This window comes from Teichococcus deserti, assembly GCF_001982615.1.
In the GTDB taxonomy this organism is placed as follows: Bacteria; Pseudomonadota; Alphaproteobacteria; order Acetobacterales; family Acetobacteraceae; genus Pseudoroseomonas; species Pseudoroseomonas deserti.
This window is the reverse complement of the sequence record NZ_MLCO01000336.1, coordinates 1-3,624: the sequence shown is the minus strand read 5'-3', so window position 1 is coordinate 3,624 and position 3,624 is coordinate 1. Positions and strand designations below refer to the sequence as shown.

Genomic DNA, 3,624 nt, shown 5'->3' with positions numbered 1-3,624 from the left:
CTTCCCCGGGGGGGGGCGGCAGGGGGAGCAGGTGGGCCTCGCCTTTCGGGCGGGGGTGGTGCCGCGGCAGGCGCGGCTGTCGAGCGAGCAGAGCGGCGGGGGGCGTCCCGGCGCCGCCGCCCGGCAAGCGGCGCCCGGCGCGCCCGAGCTGCCGGCGGCCAGCGGCGGGGCGGCGCTGCGCATTCCGGCGGGTGGGCAGGGGGCGGTGCGGCTGCTGCTGCCCGAGCCGCGCGTGGTCACCGGCCTGTTCGTGCTGATCGCCGCGCTGGGGGGGGGCGCCACCGCCGCAGCGACGCTGGCCGGCGAGGCCAATGGCCGCCCCGGCGAGACCCTGGCCGAGGCCACGCCGATCCGGCTGGCCGCCGGCGCCCCGGCGGCGCGGTCGCTGGCCCTGGCGGCGCCGGTGGCGCTGCCGGCCGGGCCGCTCTGGCTGCTGCTGCGCGCCGGCCCGGCCGATCTGGTGGTGCCGCTGGCCACCGCCGAAGGGGGTGCCGCCCTGCTGGAGGAGGCCGTGCTGCCCGCCGCTGCCGGCCTGTCGGCGCGGCTGCAGCTGCTGGGGCCGCCGCCGCCGGCGACGCCCGGCCGGCCGCCGGCGCCGGACCTGCTGCGGGTGCGGCTGGGCGGGACGGCGCTGGCCATCGAGGGCGAGACGCTGGAGCTGACCCCCGCCTGGCCCGCCGGCGGCGGCACCCTGGCGCTGGAGGTCAGCTCGGCGGTGGCGGGGGTGGTGACCTTGCAGCCGCCGCTGCTGCGCTACACCCCCGGCTGAGGCTCAGTCGACGCCGGGCACCCCGTGGCGGAAGTCGAGGCCATAGCCGATCTGCGGCAGCACCTGCAGCGGCCGCTGCGACAGGGTGACCCAGCGCTTCTTGGTCGCCGTGCTCTCGTTGTCGCCGGTCTCGATGCTGGCGCGGCCGGTGGAATAGTTGACGCTGAGCTCCTGCGTCGCGCCGCTGTTGCGCTGCATGGAGAACTGGTCGTAGCCGATCAGCGCGAAGCCGCCATCCTGCCAGCGGAAGGTGAAGGTGCGGCGCTCCGCGCCCCAGGAGCCGACGCTGGCGAAGCGGCCGAGCTGCAGCCGGAAGCTGCCGCGCGCCACGCTGATCCCCTGCGCCTCGTAGGGGTCGGTCAGCACCGGGTCGACGCGGCGGCCGATCAGCGCGGCATCCTGCAGCACCAGCCGATAGCCGCCGGCGGGCTCGGCGAAGGCCACGGCCAGGATGCGCGGATTGGTGTCCAGCCGGGGCTCGCCCAGGCCGTCATGCGTCACCACCAGCGCGGGGTCCTGGCCGCGGAACACCATCACCAGGTCGGCACGGCCGTCGCCATCCAGGTCGCCGGCGGCCTGCTCCTCCAGCATCCAGCCGGCGGGGGCGAAGCCGGCGGCCGAGGGCGCGCGCTCCATCAGGCGCGGCAGGCTGGCGGGCGGAATGTCCAGCGGCGCGGCGCGGGCCGGGTCGGGCCGAAGCGCCGGCAGCAGGGCGGCGGCCAGCCAGGCACGGCGGGGGAAGGCGAGGCGGTCAGGCATCGAGCGGGCACTCCGGCTGCGGTCCCCACGGGCATCCCGCGCGGCGGCCGGCCGGACAAGCCTCCGGTCCGGCACTTTCGCGTGACGCAACGGGTCAGCCCGGCTGGGTGCCCAGCTGCAGCACCTGGGCGCCGATCGAGGGCTCGACCGCGCGCTCCAGCCAGCTAGGCAGCAGGGTGATGGTCAGCTCCAGCGAGCCGCGCCCGACCACCAGCCCGAGCAGATGCCCGCCGAAGCAGCGGAACTCGGCATCGGCGGCGACGCCATGCGCATGCAGCGCCGGCTGGCCGTCGCGCCAGGCCAGGCTGCCGGTCAGGCTGGCGATCTCGACATCCTGCCAGCCACGCGGCCGGTACTGGGAGGTCGCGAAGTCGAAGAAGCCGAAGGTGACCTGGCCGGCGAAGCCGAAGCCGGTCAGGCTGGCGGCGGGGATGGCCTCGGCCTCGGCCAAGCCCGCCAGCTGGGCGAAAAGGTCGTCGCCCTGGCGCAGCACCATCAGGAAGCCCGAGGGCGTCGGGATATAGCGTTTCTGCTCGGTCATCATCGGCTCCGCTGGCAACCGCGGCGATCCTGCCGGGATGCGCGCCGGATGCAAGCCGGGTCTGGCCGCCCTGCCGCCCTACAGCCGTCCGGCCTCCCGCCGCGCCGCATAGGCCTGCAGATGCACCAGCGCCATCCGCAGCACCGGAGCGGCGATGCCGGCGGCGACGGCGCGGCGATGCATGAAGCCGATGATGTGCTCGGCCTCGGTCGGGCCGCCGCGCTCGACGTCGCGCAGCATGGAGGTGGCGTATTGCGAGCTCCGGTCCGAGAAGATCTTCCCGTAACTGGCCATGAAGGTATCGCTGGGCGGATGGCCGGCGGCGGCGGCGATGGCGGCGCTCTGCTGCAGGGTCTCGGCGAAGAGGGCGGCGCCGTCCTCGGCGGCCAGGATCTCGCCGACATTGGCGCGCATCAGGCAGGTCATGGCGGCGGCGGTGGACAGATGCACCAGCTTCTCCCACAGCCGCTGCAGGATATCGGGCACCGCCTCGCATTCGGCGCCGACCGCCTTGTCGAACAGCGCGGCGAAGCCGGTGGCGCGGGCCGACATCCGCCCATCCTGCTCGCCGACGGTCAGGAAGCGCCAGTCGTTGAACTGGCGGATGGCGCCTTCCGGCGTCTGCGTCGCCTGGATGCGGGCGCTGCCGCCCAGCACGCGGCCCGCGCCGAAGGCGGCGTTCAGCCGCTCCATATGGGCGATGCCGTTCAGCAGCGGCAGCACGGCGCCGCCCTCGTCGAGGAAGGGCGCGACGGCGGCGATCGCCGCCTCCAGGTCGTAGGCCTTGCAGGTCAGCAGCACGAGGTCGAATTGCTCCGGCGCGCTGTCGGCGGTGATGCTGCGCACCGGGATGGTGGCGTCGCCGAAGGGGCTGAGCAGGGTCAGGCCCTGGGCCAGCGCCGCCTGCCGCGCCGGGCGGACCAGGAAGGTGACATCCGCCCCGGCCTGGGCCAGCCGCCCGCCGAAATAGCCGCCGATGCCGCCGGCGCCGAGCACCAGTATTCTTGTCATGGTCCGGACGCGCCTCGCTGGGTTCTTGGGGACGAATTCCGCCGTCCCGGCGCGGGCTTGTCAATCCGCCGGCCGGCCCGCCAGGATGCGGGCATGCAAATGCACGGCACCCTGCTGTCGCCCTTCACCCGCAAGGTCCGCGTGCTGGCGGCCGAGCGCGGCCTCGACCTGCCGCTGGTCGCCGCCGAGGTCGGCACCCATGTGCCGCTGGCCGGCCCGGCGCAGGACGCGCTGTCGGCGCTGAACCCGCTGATCAAGATCCCGGTGCTGATCGGGGTGGCGGGCGGGCCGCTGTATGATGCGGCGGTGATCTGCGCCTTCCTCGACGCATTGGGGCCGGGGCCGCGGCTGATCCCCACGGGCGTGGCGCGCTGGCCGGTGCTGCGGCTGCAGGCCCTGGCCGACGGCATGGTTGAGGCGGCGCTGCTCTGCCGTTTCGAGGCGCGGCGGCCGCCGGCGCAGCAGGACCCGGATTGGATCGCCGCGCAGCAGCGCCGGCTGCGCCAGGGGTTGGACGCGCTGGAGGCCGAGGCCGCGGCGCTGG

The 3,624-nt window shown here is 75.4% G+C and carries 5 protein-coding genes; 2 read left to right on the top strand and 3 right to left on the bottom strand.

All coding sequences use genetic code 11. From position 1 onward, the window contains the following. Window positions 1-769, top strand: a 769-nt coding sequence (locus BKE38_RS26385; RefSeq protein ID WP_474104352.1) for a hypothetical protein, incomplete at its 5' end; no start/stop codon positions are given. 3 nt (window positions 770-772) lie between these two features. Here the strand turns inward: BKE38_RS26385 and BKE38_RS26380 are convergent. From BKE38_RS26380 to BKE38_RS26370, 3 genes are all read right to left on the bottom strand, one after another. Next, window positions 773-1,528 carry a hypothetical protein gene (locus BKE38_RS26380; RefSeq protein ID WP_083747891.1) on the bottom strand — a complete coding sequence of 252 codons (756 nt, stop codon included), beginning with the start codon at window positions 1,526-1,528 and terminating at the stop codon, window positions 773-775. A 94-nt stretch (window positions 1,529-1,622) separates the two neighbouring features. Further along, a complete protein-coding gene (locus BKE38_RS26375; protein WP_207553680.1) occupies window positions 1,623-2,069 on the bottom strand; it encodes a PPC domain-containing DNA-binding protein in 447 nt (148 codons plus the stop codon). Window positions 2,070-2,147: 78 nt separating this feature from the next. Continuing rightward, on the bottom strand, window positions 2,148-3,080 hold the full coding sequence (locus BKE38_RS26370; RefSeq protein WP_076960177.1) for a ketopantoate reductase family protein: 933 nt from the start codon (window positions 3,078-3,080) through the stop codon (window positions 2,148-2,150). Between the two features lie 93 nt (window positions 3,081-3,173). Between BKE38_RS26370 and BKE38_RS26365 the strand changes: the two genes are divergently transcribed. Next, window positions 3,174-3,624: glutathione S-transferase N-terminal domain-containing protein (locus BKE38_RS26365; protein ID WP_131829739.1), on the top strand; the 451-nt coding region annotated here is incomplete at its 3' end.